Genomic DNA, 21407 nt, shown 5'->3' on the forward strand with positions numbered 1-21407 from the left:
CATGTTCAAGAAAGTACTCATCGCAAACCGCGGCGAGGTGGCTCTGCGCGTCATGCGCGCCTGCAAGGAGCTGGGCGTCAAGACCGTGGCGGTGTACTCTACCGAGGACGAGAACACCTATCCCGTGCAGTATGCCGACGAGAAGGTGTGCATCGGCCCCGCCCAGGCAACGAAAAGCTACCTGGTCATGTCCAACATCATCGCGGCGGCCAACATCACCGGCGCCGACGCCATCCACCCCGGTTACGGCTTCTTGGCGGAAAATGCCGACTTCGCCCGCGCATGCGCCGACAACGACCTGGTGTTCATCGGCCCCTCCGCCGAGTGCATCGAGCGCATGGGCGACAAGTCCTCCGCCCGTGAGACCATGAAGGCTTGCGGCGTGCCCACCGTCCCCGGTTCCGATGGCTGCATCGACACCGTGGAGGAGGCTCGCCAGTTCGCCGAGAACGTGGGCTATCCCGTGCTCATCAAGGCGACCGCCGGCGGCGGCGGCAAGGGCATGCGCGAGGTTCACGACCCCGCCGACCTTGAGTCGCACTACAAGGCCGCCCGCGCCGAGGCCGGCGCCGCGTTCGGCAACGACGAGGTGTACTTGGAGAAGCTCGTGCTGCGCCCGCGTCACGTCGAGGTGCAGGTGCTCGCCGATGACTTCGGCAACAACGTGGCCCTGTGCGAGCGCGACTGCTCCGTGCAGCGTCGTCACCAGAAGCTTATCGAGGAGGCGCCTTCTCCGGCGCTGACCGACGAGCTGCGCCGCGCTATGGGCGTTGCGGCCATCAAGGCCGTGCGCGCTGTGGACTACCGCAACGCCGGCACCATCGAGTTTCTGCTGGACACCACGGGCAAGTTCTACTTCATGGAGATGAACACGCGCGTGCAGGTGGAGCATCCGGTATCCGAGCAGATCACGGGCACCGACATCATCAAAGAGCAGTTGCGCATCGCCTCAGGCGAGCCCATGAGCTGCGCTGATAGGGCACCGTTCACGCCGTTCGGCCATGCCATGGAGTTCCGCATCAACGCCGAGGATCCCGAGCACGGCTTCCGTCCGTGCCCCGGCACCATCACGCGCTTCGAGCCCCCGGCGGGCCCGGGCGTGCGCGTGGAAGCCTATGTGCATTCCGGCTCGAAGATCAGCCCGTTCTACGACTCCATGGTGGCCAAGCTCATCGTGTACGGCCAGGATCGCGAGGAGTGCCTGGCGCGCGGTCGCCGCGCCCTTGACGAGTTCGTCATCGAGGGCATCCCCACCACGCTGCCGTTCCACCGCCGCGTGCTGGATAACCAGGTGTTCTGCGCCGGCGAAGCCACCACGGACTTCATCGAAACCCAGATGGGAGATGTGTTATGAGCGATTTGACCGTTGACGGCATGGCGCTTGCGCCGGGCGTCGTCGAGACCATCGTCTCCATCGCCGTGGCAGATGTGGACGGCGTCGCCAGCGTGGGCAACGCCCCCGCGGCAAGCCGCGGCATCCGCGGCGTGCTCGGCGGCAAGCCCTCCACGTCCGGTATCGAGATCGCAGCGGACGAAAACGACAAGCTGCAGATCTCGGTGCGCATCGACGTTTATTATGGACATGTGCTGCCCGACGTGGCGGCTGCGGTTCGCCAGTCCGTGGCGGACGCCGTGGCAAGCCAGGTGGGCGCGCAGGTTGGATCGGTCGACGTCTACATCGACGGCGTCCAGTTCAACCGTTAGGAACAAGAAGAAGCACAGGGGATTATTTGCACATGGCATCGAAAAGACACGAGCGCACGACGGCACGTCGCGTCGCGCTGCAGGTTCTGTACACCGCCGAGATCAAGGGCGCATCCGCTGCTCAGATCGTGGCTGAAGGCGTCTTCCCGTCCGAGGAGGGCCCGCTTTCGGAGTATGCTCAGGACCTGGTGCGCGGCGTCGAGCAGAACCGTATCGTCATCGACGGCAGCCTGAAGGCCGCTGCGGAGAACTGGTCGTTGGGCCGCATGCCCATCGTCGACCGCTCCATCCTGCGCTTGGCCGCCTACGAGATCATGTTCGTGGAGGACGTGCCCACCAGCGTCGCCATCAACGAGGCGGTGGAGCTGGCGAAGGATTTCGGCGGCGAGGATGATTCCCCGCGTTTCGTCAACGGCGTGCTGGGCCGTATCGCCAAGGACGTCGACGGCGCTGCGGCGGCTCCCGCCGGCGATGACCCGGCGCAGCCCCTCGTGCTGTAAGGGCGCGATTCGGTGGCGTTGGAATCGTACGGGTCCTTCGAGGAGCTCAAGGGCCGCCTCGATGAGATCGTCGAGGCGGTAAACGACAAGGATCTGCCCTTGGACCAGGCGCTTTCCCTATATGAGGAAGCGGTTGGCCTGGGGCTTCGCGCAAGCGATCTGCTTGAGCAGGGCATCGATGAGGCCAGCGTCCAAGAGGCGCTGGCCTCCGATGCCCCGGCAGAGCTTGCCGATGGCACGGCGCAATCCGCGGCATCCGCGGCGGATGCGCATAAGGAAGGTCAAGCGGGCGGCGGCACGGCGCAGCAAGGCCAGGCCCCCGTTTCCGCCTAGGTCGCGCAAGGCGATCGGATGGCATGACAAAAGGAAAGGCGCAGCATGAGCGATAAGCGCATTCTGGACATAATCGCATCCCCTGCCGACCTGAAGCTCCTCAGCAATGAGGAGCTATCTATACTTGCGGGCGAGATCCGCCAGGAGATCGTGACCACCACCTCGAAAACCGGTGGCCACGTCGCCTCTTCTTTGGGTGCGGTGGAGATCATCTTGGCGCTTCACAGCCTGCTTGATTGCCCCAAGGATAAGATCGTGTTCGACGTGGGGCATCAGGCGTATGCGCACAAGCTGGTCACCGGGCGTTTGAAGGATTTCGGCACGCTTCGCACCTACGGCGGCCTTTCCGGCTTCCCCAAGCCCAGCGAAAGCCCCTATGACGTGCATTATTCCGGGCATGCATCCGATTCGCTTTCGGTGGCGCTCGGCTTGGCGGAGGCCCGCGATCTGGCGGGTACCGATCAGAAGGTCGTCGCCCTTATCGGCGATGCGGCGCTGTCCGGAGGCATGGCCTTCGAGGCCCTGAACAATATCGGCCAGGCGCAAACGCCCATGGTCATCATCCTTAACGACAACGAGATGTCCATCTCGCACAACGTGGGCGCGCTCATGAAGCATCTGGGCTATATGCGCGCATCTTCGCAGTACCGCCAGGCACGCGATAACGTGCAGGAGCATCTGGAGAGCAGCGGTCCGGTGGGCAAGGCCATCACCAACTTCGGCCGCAGCATGAAGGAATCGATGAAGCAGTTCGTCATTCCGCATTCCATGATCTTCGAGCAGCTGGGCATCGTGTGCACGGCGCCTATCGACGGGCATAACATCGCGCAGCTGAGGGAAACGCTGCGAGCCGTCCTGAACGCCGATGGCCCGGTGCTCATGCACGTGGTCACGCGCAAAGGCCAAGGCTACATGCCCGCGGTGCGCAACCCTGAGAAGTTCCACGGCATCGCGCCCTACAACATCGCAACCGGCGAGGTCATCAAGTCGGGCAAGCCCTCTGCGCCGAAATACACGAACGTGTTCGGCAAGGCATTGGTCGCCGAGGCGGAGAAAAACCAGGATATCGTGGCTATCACCGCCGCCATGAAGGGCGGCACCGGCCTTGACGAGTTCGCCGAGAAGTTCCCGAAGCGCTTCGTGGACACGGGCATTTGCGAAGAGCATGCCGTCGGTTTCGCCGGCGGTTTGGCGGCGAACGGCAAAAAGCCCGTGGTGGCGCTGTACTCCACGTTCATGCAGCGCGCCATCGATCAGATGATCATCAACGTGGCGTTGCCTAAGCTGGACGTGGTGTTCGCCATCGACCGCGCCGGCATCGTCGGTGCCGATGGCCCCACGCACCATGGCGTGTTCGACCTGGTGTATGCCCGCATGGTGCCCAACATGCGCGTCCTGGCGCCCTCGAACGAGGCCGAGCTCGTGCATGCGTTGCATACGGCGCTTGCGATGGGCGGCCCGTTCGCCATCCGCTATCCACGCGGCGAGGGCGAGGGCGTTGTGCTGCCCGAGGCTGCCGAGGTGCTGCCGGAGGGCAAGGCGTGCGTGGTACGCGAAGGCGAAGACGTCGCCATTTTGGCGTTCGGCCGCATGGTCGGCCAAGCATTGGCGGCTGCCGATAAGCTTGCCGAGCAGGGGGTTTCCGCTCGCGTGGTGGACATGCGCTGGGTCAAGCCGCTGGATGTGCAGGCTATTCAAGCTGCTGCCGAAACGAAGCTGGTCGTCACGGTGGAGGAGGGCGTTATCGCAGGCGGCGTCGGTGAAGGCGTGCTCGGCGAGATGGCCCGCATGGGCTTGCATACCCCGGCAATGAACTTGGGTATCAAGGACGCGTTCGTCACGCAAGGCGGGGTAGGCCAGCTGCTTCACGAACAAGGGCTTGATGCCGAGGGCATCGCTGCCAGCGTGCAAGAACGCTATCGGGCATTGTAGCCCGCAGCTTTATTAGCTTCGTAAACAGCAAAAGGCCCCACGCCATTCGGAATCCGTTCACGCTAGCGCCATGTGCTTGCGTTGCCGCTGCGATGTAACGAACGGAGCTGAGGGCGTGGGGCCTTTCTTGCGCCGTAAAGCCGTTCGAGGCTTCACGGTAGATAGGCGAAAGCGCTTACGCTTCCTTTTCCATCACGTAATCGTCCATGGCAAACCCGTTGCCGATGTCGTTCTTGACGGATTCGATGGTCACGAACCCTTTGCCGTAATAGGCTCGAATGCCCAGGTCGTTCTGTTTGTTCACGGTCAGATACATGCTATGCAGGTCGCGGGAACGGCAGATATCGGTATAGAAGGCGATGATCTGCGATGCATAGTGCTTACCACGCTCTTCGGCGAGCAGGTAGATCTTCGAGATGAAATAGCGGCTGGTCTCGGGTTCCTCGCGGCCGCCGGTGTAGCCTACGGTTTTGTCGGCCTCGTCGACCACGAACCAGTATTCGTAGGCATGCTCCGCCATGTCTCGCTTGATGGTTTCCAGGCTTTGGAACTTCTCGACCATGTAATCGGTTTGCGCATCGCCGATGATCGCGGGCCAGTATTCGTGCCAAATCTCGTCAGCAAGCTTCGCCAGCTTTTCCTGATCTTCATCCGTTTCGACGGCAACGAATCGCACGCCCATAAGCCCGTTCCTTTCAACAAAGTTCGCCTGTTTCCACATTGTAACACCCGCGTCTCGTGCTCGTTACAAAGCGTTTCCCAGAGCGTTAACAATGGCATATTACGCAAAAGGCCAGGTCAATCGGTGGCAGTATTGAATGCGTAAGAAAAAGGTGCTCAGAGGGAATGGGTATCGGAAAGCGAAGGAGGTAGCGCGATGTATGACACGGGTTCAACGGCATTCATGCTGATATGCGCCATGCTCGTCTTGCTCATGACACCAGGCTTGGCGTTTTTCTACGGAGGCCTGTCGCGTCGAAAGAACGTTGTGAACACGATGATCATGGTGTTCTCGGCCATCGGCATCGTAGCGATCACGTGGACGATCTGCGGTTGGTCGCTGGCATACGGCGGGGACGGCTCCAGCCCGTTCTTCGGAGGCTTCGATCAGCTTGGCTTCCTAGGCGGCGTGACCGACATGCTCGCCGAGGCCGAGGCGGTTCCCGAGGATGCGACGTATCCGACCATCATCAACTTCATCTTCCAAATGGCGTTCTGCATGATCACCACCGCCATTATCACGGGTTCTCTTGCCGGCCGTATGAAGTTCGGCGCGGTGTGCGCATTCGTGGCAGTGTGGACCATCGTGGTGTATCCGCCGCTCGCCCACATGGTTTGGGGCGGTGATGGCAGCCTTATCGGCGACACCATCGGCGCGCTCGACTTCGCCGGCGGCGATGTGGTGCACATCTCCTCTGGTTTGACCGGCCTTATCCTGTGCCTCATGCTCGGCAAGCGCAAGGGCTTCGGCATGATGAGCTACCGTCCGCATAACGTGCCGTTCGTGGCCCTGGGCGCAACCCTTCTGTGGTTCGGCTGGTTCGGCTTCAACGCCGGTTCCGAGTTCGTTGCCGATGGCGTTGCGGGCTTGGCCCTGATCAACACCGTGGTCGCCTCCGGCGCGGCGCTCGTCTCCTGGATGATCGTCGAGCGCGTGAAGGTGGGCAAGCCCACGCTCGTCGGTGCTGCCACCGGCCTTGTCGCCGGCCTGGTCGTCATCACCCCGGCCGCTGGCTTCGTCGAGCCCTGGGCTGCGATCATCATGGGTCTGATCGTTTCCCCGATCTGCTACTTCGCCATCTCGTTCTGCAAGGCCAAGATCGGTTACGACGACGCACTCGACGCTTTCGGTTGCCACGCGGTCGGCGGCATCGTGGGCGGTATCTGCACCGGCATCTTCTGCGTGCCCGAGCTGTCCTGGACCGACTTCGGCGGCCTTCTGTACACCGGCGACGTAAGCCTGCTGTGCAGCCAGATCGCCGGCATCGCCATCACCATCGTGTTCGTCGGCATTCTCGATGTGGTGCTCGCGTTCATCGTGAAGGCCTGCTTCAAGGGCAGCTTGCGCGTCAGCGAGGAGAAGGAAGCGCAGGGTCTCGATATTGCAGCCCACGGCGAATCTGCTTACCCTGCATACATCGGCCTGGATTAAGTTGCGGCTAGCGTTGGAAGGAGTTGAACCATGAAGAAGATCACCGCTATCGTTCGCCCTGAAAAGCTCGAGCCGCTCAAGGATGCCCTGTTCGCGGCGAAGGTTTCGGGCATGACCATCTCGCAGGTGCAAGGCTGCGGGTCCCAGCATGGCTGGAAGGAGTACTACCGCGGCACTGAGGTGCTCCTGAACATGGTGCCGAAGGTGAAGTTCGAGATCATCTGCGACGATGCCGAGGTGGACGCGCTCATCGATGTGATCAGCGCCACTGCTCGAACCGGCAGCGTGGGGGATGGCAAGATCTTCGTCTTCCCGGTCGACGAGGTGGTGCGCATCCGCACCGGCGAGCGAGGAGACGAGGCGATCTAGCCTTTGACGGCTGGTTGCGACCGCGATGCGCTCATAAGGGGCTCGAAGGCCCCCCGTTTCTGGAAATGGGAGGCCTTCTTATGTGCGCGGGCAGTTCACGAAATCGCGGCGATTGCGAATCCGCTTGGAGCTTGAGGAGGCCCTGTTCTAGGAAGCGGGAGCAGGGGCTTCTTGTTTTCTGCAATGCTCGATGGAATGGTTGTGAGCGAATTGCACTTGGCTTACTAGCGATATAAGATCCTATTAAGAAGAAAGCCTGACAACAAGGATAGGAGCAACGCGATGACTTCGAACGGCCAGGTTCAGAGCCCGCGCGGCTCGCGCAACACCAAGCAGCGTGCGGTGGTGCTCGATGCGGTGCGCTCGCTGCACAACCATCCGACGTCGGCGGATATCTACGACGTGGTTCACCGCGATTACCCTAACGTGTCCCGCGCCACCGTGTATCGCAATTTGAGCGTGTTGTCGGATCGCGGGGAGGTTTTGCGCATCCCCGTGCCCAATGCGGCAGACCGTTACGATTTCCGTTGCGATAATCACTTCCATGCGAAGTGCAGCCGTTGCGGAGGCGTCTTCGATATCGAGACGGAGGGGGTCGATCCCTTTGCGCGTATCGTGAACGATTACGGGTTCCAGGTAACGGGCTTCGACCTCGCGTTTTCCGGCGTGTGCCCTGATTGCCGCCGCAATAGCGGGGAATAGCGCGGAGTGCGTTGGTTCTCGTCCTCCAATCTGGGTGTTTAGGAGGGTTGAGCTCGAAACGGCTGATCGTCGCGCAGCGCGCGGCCGGATCGCAAGGCGGCGGTGCAAGGGCGCGAAACGAACGGCTTGCCATTCCGCGTAGAAATCGTGCAGGGCGGAACGCTGTTGGAAAATAGTGGTTTGGATGCCGCATTGCGCATGGTATACTCGATTGGCTTATGGGAAGGTCCCGTAAGCATTGGTAATGTAGGCCCCCGAGACATGTTTGTTGCACTGCTAAAAGGGAGCATCTCCTGCAAGCGAACATGGTTTATGTAGCAATCATTCATGACGAAGGGTCCCCGGCAAAGTATGGAAGGGGTCCGTTTTGACCGACATCAAGAACACGTCCGTCATCGACTTCGAGGACATCTCCGACGATCAGATGAACCAGATGATCGACGGCACGCTGACCGAGTTCGACGAGGGCGACCTGGTCAACGGCACGGTTGTCAAGATCGAGCATGACGAGGTGCTGGTGGACATCGGATTCAAGTCCGAGGGCGTTGTGCCCGTCCGCGAGCTGTCCATCCGCAAGGACGCCGATCCGTCCGAGATCGTCAATCTCGGCGACGAGATCGAGGCTCTGGTCCTGCAGAAGGAGGACAAGGACGGCCGTCTGATCCTGTCCAAGAAGCGTGCTGAGTACGAGCGCGCCTGGATCAGCGTTGAGGAGAAGTTCAAGGCTGGCGAGACCGTCACCGGCGAGGTTATCGAGGTTGTCAAGGGCGGCCTGATCCTGGACATCGGCCTGCGCGGCTTCCTGCCTGCGTCTTTGGTCGACCTGCGTCGCGTCAAGGACCTGGACATGTACCTGCACACCGAGATCGAGGCCCGCGTCATCGAGATGGACCGCAACCGCAACAACGTTGTCCTGTCCCGTCGCGTGCTGCTTGAGGAAGGCCGCAAGAACGAGCGCGCCGAGATCCTCTCCAAGCTGTCCAAGGGCATGCGCCTCAAGGGCACGGTTTCCAGCATCGTCGACTTCGGCGCCTTCGTTGATCTGGGCGGCATCGACGGTCTGGTCCACATCTCCGAGCTGTCCTGGAACCACGTCAACCATCCGTCCGAGGTCGTCAAGGTCGGCGACGAGGTCGAGGTCGAGGTTCTGGACGTCGACCTGCAGCGCGAGCGCATCTCCCTGGGTCTGAAGCAGACCACCGAGGATCCGTGGATCAAGCTGGTCGAGAGCTACCCGGTCGGCTCCATCGTCGACGGCAAGGTCACCAAGACCGTCCCGTTCGGCGCCTTCGTCGAGTTGGGTCAGTCCATCGAGGGCCTGGTGCACATCTCCGAGATGGCTATGCGCCACATCGACACGCCTGCTCAGGTCGTCAAGCCTGGCGACATGGTCAAGGTCAAGGTCATGGAGATCAACCCCGACCGTCGTCGCATCAGCCTGTCCATGAAGGCTGCTGCTGCTGAGATGGGCTTCGAGATCCCCGTGGACGAGTCCATCCAGGTTGAGGAGAAGCCGGCCAAGAAGCGCGAGAAGAAGGCTGACAAGCCCGCTGAGGAGCAGGCTGAATAAGCTGACCTAAGCCTCAAGCTTTAAGCTGAAGCGTGAATCCTGCAAGGCCCCCGGCATACGCCGGGGGCCTTGTTGCGTCTGAGGGTTGCCGAAGGATTCCCAAGGCCGGAACTGTAGGGCGACAAGGTATTCGGTCGATGCCGTAGCTTTATGCCATATCTTTGCGCTGCAATAGGCATCCTTCTCCTAGGCGCGAGAAATGCCGGCAAAGCTATAGCATATTTGCCTTTAACGCGACTTTATCGTTTTCGGTTATCGGAAACCTTAAAGGCCGGAAAACGGTTGCGGTGAGCATGAATCAAGCAGGAAGCGTGGGTTAAGGGCCCTATCATCAGTGCTTTCTCTTAATGCAGGTCGGGCCGCAATCGTGATGCGTTGTTCGCATACGGTTGCGGCCCGAAATCGTTCGATGCGTGCGCTCGTTGGTTTGGACGCGCCTACTCCTGCGGGTGCTCCCCTAGGCTGTTGGCGATGTTGGTGGCAATGGAGGCAACGGCTGCCTGCTGGGCTGCAATGGCCTTCGAGGTTGCGGCTTCCATAGGCGTTTCTGCGTGCGCAACCTGGTCGCCTTCTTTATGCTCGGGCAGAAGGTCTCCGATGGCGTCGTGGACCATGTCGATGTAGGCTTGTGCACCTTCCGAGGACAGATGCGTGCCGTCACCGTCGAACCAGGTGCCGTGCGATGCGCTTAGGTCGTACCAGTCGATAACCTGCACATTACTGTAACGCTCGGCAGCGCGGTCGAGCGCGGCGTTCGTTTCCGCCATCCAGCTTTGCGGGCTGCGGGTGTTCACGAAGAACACGTGCTTGTCGGTGCCCACCACGCCAAGCAGGTCGTCCAGCTGCTCGTCGGTGGCTTGCCCGTTTGTTCCCAGGGCGAACACCACCACGTCGCCCACGATATCCTGGTCGGCATAGGAGCGGTACACTTCCTCGCCGACGGTGAGCTGACGGTTCACGGCGGCATCGATGGCGCCGTAGGGGAACGTATCGGTAAAGTTTGGGATGGCTCGCACCGATACCGAGTCGCCGATCATGAGCACGTCGAGCTTGGGCTTTTCGGCTGCTGCGGTGGCATTCGACGTATCCGCAGGCAAGCCTGCGACATGCGCCGATTCGTCCTTCAGCAGATCGCCGCCCTCAAGCGCGGAGGTGTTGGGCACGAAGATCAGCCCGCCGATGCAGACGATGGTGAGAACGGATGCCGCAGCCGTGGGCAGGGCATGGCTGCGAAGCCAGTCGGCAAGCAGGATCTGCCCGCCGCGCACGTCGCCCACGAACTTCCCGATGGCGCCATGGCGGATGGGGTCTTCCACAAACTTATAGGAGAACCACGAGATGGCGAAGATGATGGCGAGTTCCACCAGGTACATCCACCATGGGGTGCCCTCGATGTTGCTGCGCGGGTTCATAAGCAGAAGGATGGGGTAGTGCCACAGGTACATGCCGTAGGAGTGCAGGCCGATCCATACGAGCGGCTTTGCGGCGAACACCTTCGCCAACAGGCTTGACGGGTGCACGATGACGGCGATGATGACCATGGTGATCACGGAGGCGAGCAGGATGCCGCCGCGGTACATGAACGCCGACGTGCCATCGATGCCCGCCATCATGGCCACCAAGCCGATGAGCGCGATGCCGCCCACGGCGTCGAGCGCCAGCCGCACGTTGCGGTCAAGGTGGATCTCGTTGTTCGCGCCAAGTTGGTTCGACGGCCATACGAAGGCAAGCCATGCGCCGATGAGCAGGCTGAACGCGCGGGTGTCGGTTCCGTAGTACACGCGCGAGGGGTCGACGTCGGGGTTGAACAGGATCGCCATCTCAAGCGCGGAGGCAAGCGCGAGCACGAAGGTGGCGTTGCGCATATGGGTGCGCTTCACGCCGAACTTGTGCGCAAGGATAAGCACCACGGGCCAAACCACGTAGAACTGCTCCTCGATGGCGAGCGACCAGAAATGCGTAACGGGGCTAGGGGCGCCCAAGGCGTCGAAGTAGGACACGTCGCGTAGGATGTACCACCAGTTGGTCACCCAGCAAAGCGCCGCCCACATGTCTTCGCGTAATTTCGTGAGCAGGCTGTGGTCGAACAGCGTGCAGAGCACGGCGGTGACTATGATGACGAAGGCGATGGCCGGGAATAGGCGTTTCACGCGGCGTAGCCAGAACTGGGGCAGGTCGATGGTGCCCGTGGAGTCCCATTCGATGAGCAGCAGGCTGGTGATCAGGTAGCCTGACAGCACGAAGAACACGGTGACGCCGAGCAGGCCGCCGGGCATCCAGGCCATGCCCATGTGATAGGCGATGACGCCGAGCACGGCAAGCGCGCGCAGGCCGTCGAGGGCGGGGATGTAACGCGATTTCTTCCGTTTGGGTTGTTCTACGCTGCCGGATGCGCGCGAGGTCCGCGGCGATGCGTCGTGCGCGTTGCCGTGACGGCCGTCCGTTGCGGCGTTTGCGCGGCGGGTGTCGTGCGATTCGGTGGCCGGGACGCTTGAGGCGCGGCCGTGCATATTGGAACGGTTTTGCGTGTAAGAATTCGATGCGGGGCTTGCGTATACGCTTCGCGAGCGATTGCGTGCATGGCTCCCAGCCGGCGTTTCCGGCATGATAGTTCCCTTCTCATCTGCTGCGCTCCCTTAATCCGCAGCACATCGCCCCAGTATACCAGTGCCGCCTACCGTAACCTGTCGGCAAATGATGGCAAGTGCCGTGCGTTTCGGCTGCGTGGTGCGTGTATCATATGAAGAAGATATGCGTGAAGGTAACGCTGCGATGCCGACAAAGGAGGCAGGCATGGGTATGAAGAAGCTGTTCGTCATCGGCGGCATGGGCGCCGGCAAGTCGACGGCCCGCAAGGTTCTGGCCGAGCAGGGAGTCCCGTACATCGACCTCGACAAGGTCGGTCATGACGTGCTGCTGTGGGATACGGTCAAAGCCGACCTGGTAGAGGCGTTCGGCGCTGATATCCTGGGCGCCGACGGCCAGATCGTGCGCTCGAAGGTGGCGGCGAAGGCCTTCGCCACGCCGGCGGAGACGCGCAAGCTCAACCGCATCACCATGCCGCGCATCGAGGAGGCGTTCACCGATCAGCTCGACGAGCTTGAGCGTCAGGGCAACAAGGCCGTGGTGGTGGAGTACTCCGTGTTCAAGAACCGTCAGGTGTCCATGGCCAACGGCGCCGATGTGGTCATCGCCGTGCTAGCCCCGCTTGACGATCGCATCGAGCGCGCCGTTGCAGGCGGCTGGGACGAGCAGGACGTGCGTCGCCGCATTGCCCGCCAGATCAGCGACGCGGACCGCATCGAGCAATCTGACGTGGTGTTCAACAACGATGGCACGCCCGAGCAGCTGCGTGAGCAGGTCGAGCAGTGGTGGCGTGAGTACAGCAAGACGCTGGACTAGGACGGCATCGCGCTGATGGGCGCGATCGTTCGAAACGTTATAGGCCCCTGCGGCACGGCACCTGGTTTTGCCGGGTGCAACGTGCTGCAGGGGCCTTTTGCGTTGTCGCATATGTGAAGCGAAAACGTACACTTGTTCTTTTCCGTGTGCCGTGCTAGACTTCGAACACTGATTCGAAGGAAGCGCCTGCGAAGGACGTGATTGCATATGAGCAGCCATCTGAAGAACATCGAGGGCATGACAATGGAGGGCAAGCTGCCTGAAGTGCGCCTTGCGAACACGCCGTTTCGAGCGGTCAGCCCTTATGAGCCTTCAGGCGATCAGCCGCAAGCCATCAAGAAGCTGGCGCAAGGCGTTGAAGACGGGCTACGGTATCAAACGCTTCTGGGCGTTACGGGATCGGGCAAAACATTCACCATGGCGAAAACCATCGAGGCGGTGCAGCGCCCTACGCTTGTCATGGCGCCGAACAAGACGCTTGCCGCTCAGCTTGCAAGCGAGCTGAAGGAGTTCTTCCCCGATAACGCCGTGGTGTACTTCGTCAGCTACTACGATTATTATCAGCCCGAGGCGTACGTGCCCTCGTCGGACACGTTCATCGAGAAGGACGCCTCTATCAACGAAGAGGTGGAGAAACTGCGCCATGCCGCAACCAGCGCGCTCCTTTCCAGGCGCGACGTTATCGTGGTGGCATCGGTCAGCTGCATCTACGGCATCGGCAGCCCCATGGATTACGCGGGCATGGCCGTATTCGTGGACAAGCAGAAAGAGATGGATCGCGACCAGATGATTCACGACCTTATCGACATCCAGTACGATCGCAACGACTACGAGCTGAAACGCGGCACGTTCCGCGTGCGTGGGGATAACCTGGATGTGTTCCCGCCATATGCGGACAATCCGGTGCGCGTGGAGTTCTGGGGCGATGAGATAGAGCAGATCTCCGAGATCGATAACGTCACGGGCGAGGTTTTGCAAACCTATGAGGCCCTGCCCATTTGGCCGGCCTCCCATTACGTGACGGCGCGCCCGAAGATGGAGCACGCCATCAAAACCATCCAAGAGGAGCTGCGCGAGCGCTTGCAGCAGTTCAAGGAAGAGGGCAAGCTGCTTGAGGCCCAGCGGCTGGAGATGCGCGTGAACTACGATCTTGAGATGCTGGAGACCATGGGATTTTGTAGCGGCATCGAGAATTACTCCCGGCATCTCGACGGACGTGAGCTCGGAGAGCCCCCGTACACGCTCATCGACTATTTCCCGGATGATTTCCTGTGCATCATCGACGAGAGCCATGTGACGGTGCCTCAGATCCGGGGTATGCACGAAGGCGATCGCAGCCGCAAGATCACCTTGACCGAGCATGGGTTCCGGCTGCCCAGCTGTTTGGATAACCGTCCGCTGCGTTTCGACGAGTTCGAGGAGCGCGTGCCGCAGTTCATCTACGTGTCGGCAACGCCCGGCGATTACGAGCTGAAGGTCAGCCAGCAGCAGGTGGAGCAGATCATCCGCCCCACGGGCTTGCTTGACCCCGAGATCATCGTGCGCGGCAGTGCAAGCCAGATCGACGACATCATCGACGAGGCGAAGGAGCGCGCCGATCGCAATGAGCGTGTGCTCATAACCACGCTTACCAAGAAGATGGCCGAGGACTTGACCGATCATCTTCTGGACCGCGGCATACGCGCCCGCTACATGCACAGCGACATCGGCACGCTTGAGCGCGTGGACATCCTGCGCGATCTGCGTTTGGGCAAGTTCGACGTGCTGGTGGGAATCAACCTGCTCCGTGAGGGCTTGGACCTGCCTGAAGTGACGTTGGTCGCCATCCTTGATGCCGACAAGGAAGGCTTCCTGCGTAACCAGCGCAGCCTGATCCAAACCATCGGCCGCGCGGCTCGCAACGCGAATGGCCAGGTGATCATGTATGCCGATAAAACCACCGACTCCATGGACCTTGCTATCACGGAAACGCGGCGCCGTCGCAGCATCCAGATGGCCTACAACGAAGAGCACGGCATCACGCCTAAAACGGTCACGAAGGCGGTCGTGGACATCATGAGCTACGTGCATGGGGAGATGGGCGATGTGTCGTCCGAGCAGGTGAACATGCAGCTTGCCGAGCTGTCGCGCGAAGAGGTGCTGCGCGTTATCTCCAGCATGGAGGAAGACATGGCGGAGGCGTCGCGCAATATGGACTTCGAGGAGGCGGCGCGCTTGCGAGACGAGGTGGTGCGCTTGCGTGCCGGCGTTGAAGGCGAAAGCGAGGCCGACGTGCTCAAGGACTTGAAGAAGAGCGCGCGCAAGGGCAGCGCCTTCGGCAATCGCAAGAACGCGGCGTACGGCAGCTCGCGCCGGTCGTAGAGCTGCGGTTGCTCGGCGTTTGCGGACTGATAGGGCGATTGCGGGAGCGGCTGCGTAGCGCTTGCCTGCACCGGTTATTTGCGCGGGGCAGATCGCATGCTGCTCTTGGCTGTGGCGGTTTGCGGCTTGCGCAGGACAGGTGGATGCTGCGTATGGGCGGCAGCTTACGGTCTCGCGGCGTCGCCGCCGCATTCGGTTTATTCGGAAACGTTTTGGTTCAGGCTGCCGGTGCGATAGCCGTCGGCATCAACGGTCACGTAGGCGAACCCCGCATCGTGTATGCGTGCGGTCAGGTCGGTGGATATCAGCGCGTCCATAAGCGCTGCTCGCTGGTCGGACGCTACCTCGATGCGTGCGAGGTCCCCATGGGCGCGGCAGCGTATCTGGGGAAAACCTGCGTCCATAAGCGCATCCTCGGCATGCTCGACGGATCGAAGTTTGTCGGCGGTGATGGCCTCGTTGTAGGGGATGCGGCTTGCAAGGCATGCGTAAGAGGGCTTGTCCCAGGTTGGAAGGCCAAGCTTGCGGGACAGGGCACGAACATCGGCTTTCGATAAGCCTGCTGCCAGCAAGGGGCTGTCCACCTTCAACTCGCCAAGAGCCTTAAGCCCAGGGCGGTAATCGCCCAGATCGCTGGTGTTGGTGCCTTCGGCCACGTAGGGTATTCCCAGGCGTGCGGCCTGGTCCACGATGCGGGTGAACAATGCGCTTTTGCAGAGGTAGCATCGATCTGCGGGGTTTTCGACGAAGCCGGGTATGGTCAAGGCGTCGACGTCCATCACCACATGGCGGATGCCTCGCGTGATGCAAAAATCGCTGGCTTCGCGAATCTCTCGTGCGGGGATCATCTGCGCGCGGGCGGTGATGGCAATGGCGCTATCGCCTAGCACATCGGCGGCAACGCTTAGCAGCAGGGTGGAGTCCACGCCGCCGGAAAACGCTATGGCAACCGCCCCCAGTTTTGTCAGATGCTCTTTCAGCGCTTCGTGCTTCTTGGAAAGCTCAGCGGACAGCGGGGAGGGAGTGTCGGTGCTCATGGAAGGCCTTTCGCGTTGCAGGTGGTTTCGTTACGCACGCTAGCACATGAAGTTAGCTTCAGGTTTTGCCGAGCTGCAAGATTTCGCGTTTAGAGCATATCGGTGAAGCGCAGATTCATGTCGACGGGGGTGGAGATGCCGGCAACGCTACCGGTGTTGCTGTATTGCCACAGCACGAAATCGAACTGCCCGGAGGGCTGCAGCGCGTTGTATTCGGCGAACCAGACGGGGCGGTCGCCTAGGCTATCCAGGTTCATGCGGGCGATATCCACTTTGTTGCCATACACCATGGAGCGGTAACCTGCTTGCTCGATGCGTTGGCAGAACGCCAGCGCAGCAGCGGTGAGGGTGTCTCGGTCCACGTTATTACCGCGTGCGTTCACCGTCGTGTCCTTCTCGTGGTCGAAGGTTATGGGAAGGTCGAGCTTGCGGCCGCCAAGCTGGTCAAGCACGAAGTCGGCCTCCTCCTGCGCCTCCTCGGCGCTGGTGGCTTGCGAGTAAAAGTACACGCCGGTTTGCAAGCCCGCTTCGGTTGCTCCGTCAAGGTTCTCGTTCAGGCGAGCGTCCGCGAACAGACCGCCTTCGGTGGTGCCGCGATAGCCAGCTCGTACAAAGGCGAACTGGATTCCGTCGCTTGCAACCTGCTCCCAGTCGATGGCGCCTTGCATTTCGGACACGTCGATCCCCGTCTGCGACTTCTCTGCCCCGTTCTCGGAGTATGAGAACCTGCCGTTTTGTTGGGAGAGCCCCGAGAAATCGTACGGGCTGACATAGGGCTGCTTCGTGTTGGCCGAGCGGGAGGCTTCTTCTTGCGACGAGCCGTTGAGCAGCGCCGATGTTGCGTTGCATGCCGATATGCCGACGACGATGAGCGCAAGCGCGAACGCAAGGATGACGAACGGCTTGCGGGCGCTGGTGTTACGACGTGGGTGTTGCTGGGGGCGAGTCGATCCGGGTCGTGTGGATGCGTTGCGCGTCGACGGAGAGGTGCGGGATCGCGCGCATGCGTTTCGTGCCGATGATGAGCTTTGAGGCCGCGCGGATGCGTTGCGCGTCGGCGTTGAGACCCGGGGTTTTGTGGACGCATTACGCGTTGATGATGAGGTGCGGGCGGGCTGCCCGTTGCGGTTTCTGCTATTCATAGGCGTTATGGTAGCAAACGGCGTGGGGCGCGGGGTGCCCGTCCATGGTTTGAGCGCGGGGTTTTCAAATGCCGCTCATAGTGATTTCCCGCCGCTGACGCACGTTAACGGCGTTAATCCAATTGATACTAACTTACTTCTAATATGCTCATCTCATTGTTGGTTTTAACCTGATGCGCACGCTCTTGCAGGTGTTTTGCGCGTGATTTCGGGATGCTTGCGCATGTGCGCAAGCAAGCGGGTGTTCGCCTCGTTGGGGAAGCGGGGCGCGACAAGGTGAGGATGGGACGCTACGATGATGGTTTCGACAAGGGGGCGCTATGCCCTCAGGCTTATGATCGATATCGCCAAGCAGGGGGAGGCAGGCGCGCTTGTCACTATGAGACAAGCCGCGCAACGTCAGGGGCTTTCCGTCAAGTATCTAGAGCAGCTGGGCGGCGCTCTCGTGCGCGCCGGGGTGCTGAAGAGCATTCGGGGCGTGAGCGGCGGATATTATCTGGTCAAGCCGGCGGATCAGATTCGTATCGGCGACGTGTTGCGCGCCACGGAAGGTTCCTGCATGCCGGTTGCATGCGTGGACGATGAGGGCAAATGCGATTTTGCTGACGGCTGCGAGGCGCGCAGCTTCTGGCGGGGGATGGGCAACGCCATCAACGCCTATATCGACCGCATCACACTCGCCGATGTGCTGGAAGGCAACGTGGAGGCATAACCGATTCCAGGGGCGCAATACGTCGTTGACGATCAGCCCTGCAAACGCACCGGGCCGCAGCTTGCAAGCTGCGGCCCGGTGTTTTCATTTGGCGATGCCCGTTTCTTTTTATACGTGTGCACAAAAAAGAGCGGTTTGAGCCGTGTTGGCAATCGCACTTCATTGCGAATGGAGGCTTTCCGTTGTGTCGCGGCTATCGCCCGGGTTGTTGATAGCTAGCGGGAAAACGCATCGAGCTAAGGCTTCGCCGATGTCGGCTCGATTCGTGCCCGGCGCCTGCTGGCTGCCAGCATCCGATCGGGGAATACGGCGACGGGCTGCGAATTAACGTTTGCAGCCCGTCGCCATTGTTGGCGCTATTCCTCGTCGAGCGCGGTTTGCTTGATGCGGGCCGCCAGGTCGGCGCCGCGGTCGCCGAACAGAAGCACGCTGTTGTGCTTGAAGAAACGCTCGCTTCCGTGTGCGTTGATGAACGCCATGCTGTAGCGGTTCGCGGAGAGGTCGGTGATAAGCAGCAGCATCTCCTGACCTTCGCCAAACGCCTGCTCGGCGAACGCCAATGCGCGGTCAAGGGCTTGCTCGCCCTGCTCAACGCGGCTCTCAAGCCCGCCGAGCATCTTGGAGAACGCTTCTTTGACCTGGTCGAACGTAAGCGACCCGCTTTGCGCTCCCAGGTGCTGCGCTTGCTGCAGCATGTCGATGGCGCGCTCGTAGGAGCGATACTTCTGCTCGGACAGAAGCCCGCTTGCGCGGTCGGTGCGCAGCAAGCGGCGCACCTCGGCTTCCTGCGCGCGCACCTCCTCGGTGGCATCGGCGGTGCCGGTGGCTTCAAGCTTGTCGCGCATAGCGGCCAGGCGAGGATGCGCGAACTCCACGGCGCCTTCCTCGAGCACCGCCTCGCGCAGCACGCCTGCAAGCGCGTCGGAGAGCAGGCCCACTACCGACACGCGCTCGTCGAAGGGCGCGGCCTGGGCGCGCTCGACCACTTCGGGGCCGGCCGTGCCCGCAAGCACGCGGTCCACCTGGTAGTCGGCGCGATACTTCGTGAACAGGTCGTAGTACACGGCGAAACGCTTGGCGATCTGGGGCGCCTGCACGTATTGGCCGATGAGCACCTCGTCGACGGGCAGGTCCTGCGCCTCGTAGAGCCTGATGGCGCTCGACAGGTCGTCCCAGCCGCGAGCCGTGACGAATTCCTTGCCGTCGGGCGTGGTCTCCAGGTGGTAGAAGTGGTCCTGCTCGACGTCAAGGTAGGTGATGACCGCCGGATGCACGCCGTGGCCGAGCGCGTATTCGCGCCATGCCTGGAAGTCGGGCTCCACGTCAAGGCGCTTCAAGCGGTCCCACGTTGCCAGGTCGAAGTCGCGCGCCGTGCGGTTGTACTCGGGCGGGTTGCCTGCCGTCACCACGATCCAGCCCTCGGGGACCTTGTGGCGGCCGAACACCTTGTACTGCAGGAACTGCAGCATGGCGGGCGTGAGCGTTTCCGACACGCAGTTGATCTCGTCGAGGAACAGGATGCCCTCGCGATGCCCGGTTTGCTCGATGGCGTCGTAGACCGCGGCGATGATCTCGCTCATGGTGTATTCGGACACGTCATAGGTTTTGCCGCCGTATTCCTTCTGGGCGATGAACGGCAGACCCAGCGCGCTTTGGCGCGTGTGATGGGTCATAGAGTAGGAAACGAAGCCCACCTCAAGCTCTTGGGCGATCTGCTCGACGATGGCGGTTTTGCCGATGCCGGGCGCGCCCAACAGGAAGATGGGGCGCTGGCGCTGCGGCGGCAGGGCGTAGCCGCCGAACTCGTCTTTGGCGAAATACGCCTGCATGGTGTACTTGATCTGCTGTTTCGCCTGTTGGATATCCATGGCTGCTCCTTGCTCGATGGGGTGGTGCTAGGCCAGGTCGGGGGCCTGCTCGGTAAACGTTTCGTCGAGGACGGCCTTCATGGCCCAGGGCGGCACCGGTGCGCTTGCGTCGGCGGTCTCGGCGTCAGGGAACACGAAGGCGGTATCGAAGGACGGCTTGTGGGCAGGGTAGGTGCCTTGGCCGTCGGTGAAGTAGAGAAGGCCGCCGAGGTTTTGGAACTCGCCTCGTTCAAGCGCATCTTCGACGTAGGCGAACACGGGTCGGAAATCGGTTCCGCCCAGGCCTTTGACCTGCACATTGTCCAGGAAATCGTCCAGCTCGTCCAAGCTGTGGATGCAGTCGACGGCCGTTACGGCGGCGTCGCATTGCACCAGATGCACGTTCATGCGGGTGAAAAATCCCGTTTCGTTGGACAGGATGGGATACGTGCGCTCAAGAAAACGCCTGACCAGCCCGTCTTTGGTGGATGCGGAAGTGTCGATGGCTATGACGAAATCGCGGATGCGCCGCTCCTCGACGTATTCCAAAGGCTCGATCAGGGGCAGGTTGCCGTAGCGCGAAAGGCCGTAGCAATAATAGACGTAGTCGAACTCGTCGTCGTTGACGCGTACATGCTCGCCCATGCGCGCGAACTTGCGCAGAAAAGCGGTGAAGTCTTGCTTGCGGCGTGTGACCGAGCGCAGGTTCATGGAGAGGTTGGACCCTTCCACGCCCCAAAGCTTGATATAGGAGTCAAGCTGCACGCCCATTTCCAGCGCCGCGTTCTTCCACTGGTCGCGCGAGCGGTCGAGGTTGACGGTGTCGGCGAAGCGGTTCGCCTGCACGCCGCGCGCCTGCTCGGGCGCCTCCTTCTCGGTGATGTCGTCGAGCGACAGGCCGCGGTGGGCCTTGTGGTTGGGCTTGGCCTTGCGCGCCTCGTCGGGCATGGGCATGTCCGTGCCGTTCTTGCCTGCCTCGCCGGCGGCGGGGGCGGGGGAATCGGCGGCGTTTTCCTGCTTCTCGCCCGTTTGGGCCTGACGGCGTGCTGCCTCCTCGGCAGCCATGCGGTGCCAGGGTTCGTGGTCATCGGCGACGAAGGGCGCGGCCAGCTGCGCGAGTTCCTGGTCGTCCATTCCCTTGTCGGCGAAGTAGCGGTATAGCGCCTCGGCCGTGAGCTGCGGGCATTCAGCTTGAAGCTGGGCGAGGGCTGCCGTTTGACGCGCGGCGCGCGGGCTTGCCGTGGCCGGCAATGCCAGCTGGGTGATGACCGCTTCGACGGCTATGTCGCATGCGGCATCCCAGCGCGCGGCGTCCATGTTCGGGTTGGGGAAGGGGTGCAGGAACACGTCGTGCAGCATGATGTGCAGGTACGTGCGCGCAAGCTCCTCCGGGCTTGACGCGAAGGTGCGCGCCACGTCGGCCGGGCTGTAGCGCAGGTACGTGCCATCGGTGGCGATGGTCTGCCCAGGTTGCGCCAGCAGCTTGAGATGGGCGAACGCGGCGTTCATAAAGCGCAAGCTGACCAGCAGCTTGTTGCGGGTGAGCTCAAGGGCTTGCTGGGCAAGCCGACCTGAGGCGTTATGTGCCATTGAGGGCCTCCCGTCGCTTGATTTCGTCGCTTCGCGCAGTGTAGCATGGGCGGC

The 21407-nt window shown here is 61.6% G+C and carries 18 protein-coding genes; 12 read left to right on the forward strand and 6 right to left on the reverse strand.

Going from position 1 to position 21407, the window contains the following annotated elements; all coding sequences use genetic code 11:
- Position 1 precedes the first annotated feature (1 nt).
- Genes accC through dxs form a run of 5 tightly spaced genes read left to right on the forward strand, consistent with a single transcriptional unit; the run spans position 2 to position 4469 of the window.
- Positions 2–1354, forward strand: a complete 1353-nt coding sequence (gene accC / locus RDW26_RS03575; protein ID WP_294415524.1) for an acetyl-CoA carboxylase biotin carboxylase subunit — start codon at positions 2–4, stop codon at positions 1352–1354.
- Positions 1351–1704, forward strand: a complete 354-nt coding sequence (locus RDW26_RS03580; protein ID WP_042434922.1) for an Asp23/Gls24 family envelope stress response protein — start codon at positions 1351–1353, stop codon at positions 1702–1704. Before accC ends, RDW26_RS03580 begins: the two co-directional genes overlap by 4 nt.
- A 32-nt stretch (positions 1705–1736) precedes the next feature.
- Positions 1737–2204: a transcription antitermination factor NusB gene (gene nusB, locus RDW26_RS03585; protein WP_294420702.1), complete on the forward strand. Its 468-nt coding sequence runs from the start codon at positions 1737–1739 to the stop codon at positions 2202–2204.
- A gap of 12 nt (positions 2205–2216) precedes the next feature.
- A complete protein-coding gene (gene xseB, locus RDW26_RS03590; protein ID WP_307982556.1) occupies positions 2217–2537 on the forward strand; it encodes an exodeoxyribonuclease VII small subunit in 321 nt (106 codons plus the stop codon).
- A gap of 45 nt (positions 2538–2582) precedes the next feature.
- Entirely contained in the window at positions 2583–4469 is a 1887-nt protein-coding gene (gene dxs, locus RDW26_RS03595) for a 1-deoxy-D-xylulose-5-phosphate synthase (protein WP_307982557.1), read from the forward strand.
- 175 nt (positions 4470–4644) lie between these two features.
- Here the strand turns inward: dxs and RDW26_RS03600 are convergent, their stop codons facing one another.
- The gene (locus RDW26_RS03600) at positions 4645–5151 is read right to left on the reverse strand and encodes a GNAT family N-acetyltransferase (protein ID WP_307982558.1); all 507 of its coding nucleotides are present in this window, start codon (positions 5149–5151) and stop codon (positions 4645–4647) included.
- 195 nt (positions 5152–5346) lie between these two features.
- Here RDW26_RS03600 and RDW26_RS03605 point away from each other — a divergent pair, with 195 nt between their 5' ends.
- From RDW26_RS03605 to rpsA, 4 genes are all read left to right on the forward strand, one after another.
- A complete protein-coding gene (locus tag RDW26_RS03605) occupies positions 5347–6621 on the forward strand; it encodes an ammonium transporter (protein WP_307982559.1) in 1275 nt (424 codons plus the stop codon).
- 30 nt (positions 6622–6651) lie between these two features.
- Positions 6652–6990, forward strand: coding sequence for a P-II family nitrogen regulator (locus RDW26_RS03610; protein WP_303861529.1), 339 nt, complete (start codon positions 6652–6654; stop codon positions 6988–6990).
- 282 nt (positions 6991–7272) lie between these two features.
- A complete protein-coding gene (locus RDW26_RS03615; RefSeq protein WP_307982560.1) occupies positions 7273–7692 on the forward strand; it encodes a transcriptional repressor in 420 nt (139 codons plus the stop codon).
- A gap of 367 nt (positions 7693–8059) precedes the next feature.
- On the forward strand, positions 8060–9262 hold the full coding sequence (gene rpsA, locus RDW26_RS03620) for a 30S ribosomal protein S1 (RefSeq protein WP_042434903.1): 1203 nt from the start codon (positions 8060–8062) through the stop codon (positions 9260–9262).
- Positions 9263–9699: 437 nt separating this feature from the next.
- On the opposite strand, the gene RDW26_RS03625 is transcribed toward rpsA, so the two are convergent.
- Complete coding sequence (locus RDW26_RS03625) at positions 9700–11868, reverse strand: acyltransferase family protein (protein WP_307982561.1); 2169 nt, start codon at positions 11866–11868, stop codon at positions 9700–9702.
- Positions 11869–12055: 187 nt separating this feature from the next.
- Here RDW26_RS03625 and coaE point away from each other — a divergent pair, with 187 nt between their 5' ends.
- Positions 12056–12664, forward strand: a complete 609-nt coding sequence (gene coaE / locus RDW26_RS03630) for a dephospho-CoA kinase (protein WP_258795715.1) — start codon at positions 12056–12058, stop codon at positions 12662–12664.
- A gap of 237 nt (positions 12665–12901) precedes the next feature.
- Positions 12902–15025 carry an excinuclease ABC subunit UvrB gene (uvrB, locus tag RDW26_RS03635; RefSeq protein ID WP_307982589.1) on the forward strand — a complete coding sequence of 708 codons (2124 nt, stop codon included), beginning with the start codon at positions 12902–12904 and terminating at the stop codon, positions 15023–15025.
- A gap of 197 nt (positions 15026–15222) precedes the next feature.
- Here uvrB and larE read toward each other — a convergent pair whose 3' ends face one another.
- Both larE and RDW26_RS03645 read right to left on the reverse strand, forming a co-directional pair.
- Positions 15223–16062 (reverse strand): ATP-dependent sacrificial sulfur transferase LarE, encoded by an 840-nt coding sequence (gene larE, locus RDW26_RS03640; RefSeq protein ID WP_307982562.1) that lies wholly within the window; start codon positions 16060–16062, stop codon positions 15223–15225.
- Between the two features lie 89 nt (positions 16063–16151).
- Positions 16152–16739 carry a glycoside hydrolase family 25 protein gene (locus RDW26_RS03645; protein WP_307982563.1) on the reverse strand — a complete coding sequence of 196 codons (588 nt, stop codon included), beginning with the start codon at positions 16737–16739 and terminating at the stop codon, positions 16152–16154.
- 760 nt (positions 16740–17499) lie between these two features.
- Here RDW26_RS03645 and RDW26_RS03650 point away from each other — a divergent pair.
- Entirely contained in the window at positions 17500–17916 is a 417-nt protein-coding gene (locus RDW26_RS03650) for an Rrf2 family transcriptional regulator (RefSeq protein ID WP_307982564.1), read from the forward strand.
- Positions 17917–18272: 356 nt separating this feature from the next.
- Here the strand turns inward: RDW26_RS03650 and RDW26_RS03655 are convergent, their stop codons facing one another.
- Together RDW26_RS03655 and RDW26_RS03660 are read right to left on the reverse strand one after the other, a co-directional pair.
- On the reverse strand, positions 18273–19784 hold the full coding sequence (locus RDW26_RS03655; RefSeq protein WP_307982565.1) for a MoxR family ATPase: 1512 nt from the start codon (positions 19782–19784) through the stop codon (positions 18273–18275).
- A gap of 27 nt (positions 19785–19811) precedes the next feature.
- Positions 19812–21353 (reverse strand): VWA-like domain-containing protein, encoded by a 1542-nt coding sequence (locus tag RDW26_RS03660; protein ID WP_307982566.1) that lies wholly within the window; start codon positions 21351–21353, stop codon positions 19812–19814.
- Positions 21354–21407 lie beyond the last annotated feature (54 nt).

Origin of the sequence: uncultured Senegalimassilia sp. (assembly GCF_902464545.1) — a bacterium.
Lineage (GTDB): Bacteria > Actinomycetota > Coriobacteriia > Coriobacteriales > Eggerthellaceae > Senegalimassilia.